Origin of the sequence: Streptomyces sp. SID12501, from assembly GCF_010550245.1 — a bacterium.
Lineage (GTDB): Bacteria > Actinomycetota > Actinomycetes > Streptomycetales > Streptomycetaceae > Streptomyces.
In genome coordinates, this window is record NZ_JAAGLU010000104.1 from 1 (window position 1) to 1,401 (window position 1,401).

General features: G+C 70.2%; 1 protein-coding gene. It reads right to left on the reverse strand.

The annotated features are described in order from the left end of the window. The coding region (locus G3I71_RS44605; protein ID WP_275409402.1) for a DNA gyrase C-terminal beta-propeller domain-containing protein at window positions 1–1,401 on the reverse strand (1,401 nt) is incomplete at both ends.

Here is a 1,401-nt window from a genome sequence, read left to right on the forward strand (position 1 = left end):
CGTTCTCGTCCACGGTACCGCCATCGTCCGCGAGGTGACGCTCGGTGTTCCGGGCCACCGCGATGATGCGGTCGCCGGCGTCCGGCTTGGCGAAGATCACGCCCTGGGTGTTGCGTCCCGTGGCGTTGACCTCGGAGGTCGAGGACCGCACGATCTTGCCGCGCTCCATGATGACGAGCACCTCGTCGTCGGCGTCCGTCACCAGGGCGCCCACGAGCTCGCCGTTCGCCTCGGGCAGGTTCGCGACCTTGATGCCGATACCGCCACGGCCCTGCTGGCGGTAGTTCTCGACCGTCAGCGCGGTGCGCTTGGCGATGCCGCCCTCGGTGACGGTGAACAGGAACGCGTCCTCGCGCACGACGTCCATCGCGAGCAGGTCGTCGTCGCCGCGGAACTTCATGCCCGTGACGCCGCTCGTCGCACGACCCATGGGCCGCAGCCCCTCGTCGGACGCCGTGAAGCGCACCGACTGGCCCAGCCGCGACACCAGGATGACGTCCTGGTCGGAGTCGACCAGCCGCGCGGAGACCAGCTCGTCGGCCCGGCCCTCGTCGTCCTCGCGCAGGTTGATCGCGATGACGCCGCCCGTGCGGTTCGAGTCGTACTCCGTCAGGCGTGTCTTCTTCACCAGGCCACGGCGCGTCGCGAGCACCAGGTGCTCGGCCTGCTCGTAGTCGCGCAGGTCCAGGACCTGCGCGATCTTCTCGCCCGGCTGGAACGCCAGCAGGTTGGCGACGTGCTGGCCCTTGGCGTCACGGCCGCCCTCGGGCAGCTCGTACGCCTTCGCGCGGTACACGCGGCCCAGGTTCGTGAAGAACAGCAGCCAGTGGTGCGTCGTCGTCACGAAGAAGTGGTCGACGATGTCGTCCTCGCGCAGCTGCGCGCCGCGCACGCCCTTGCCGCCGCGGCGCTGCGCACGGTACGCGTCGACGCGCGTGCGCTTGGCGTAGCCGCCGCGCGTGATCGTGACGACCACGTCCTCCTCGGCGAGGAGGTCCTCGATCGAGACCTCGCCGTCGAACGGCAGGATGTGCGTGCGCCGCTCGTCGCCGTACTTGTCGACGATCGTCGCGAGCTCCTCCGACACGATCGTGCGCTGCCGCTCGGGCGAGCCGAGGATCTCGTTGAGCTCGGTGATGATCGCCTGCAGCTTGGCGTGCTCCTCGAGGATCTCCTGGCGCTGCAGCGCGGCCAGGCGGCGCAGCTGCAGGTTGAGGATCGCCTGCGCCTGCTCCTCGTCGATGCCGAGGAGCTCCATGAGGCCCGTGCGCGCGACCTCCGCGTCGGGGGAGCGGCGGATCAGCGCGATGACCTCGTCGAGCGCGTCGAGCGCCTTGAGGTACCCGCGGTAGATGTGGATGCGTGCCTCGGCCTGCGCCAGGCGGTACCGCGTGCGCCGCT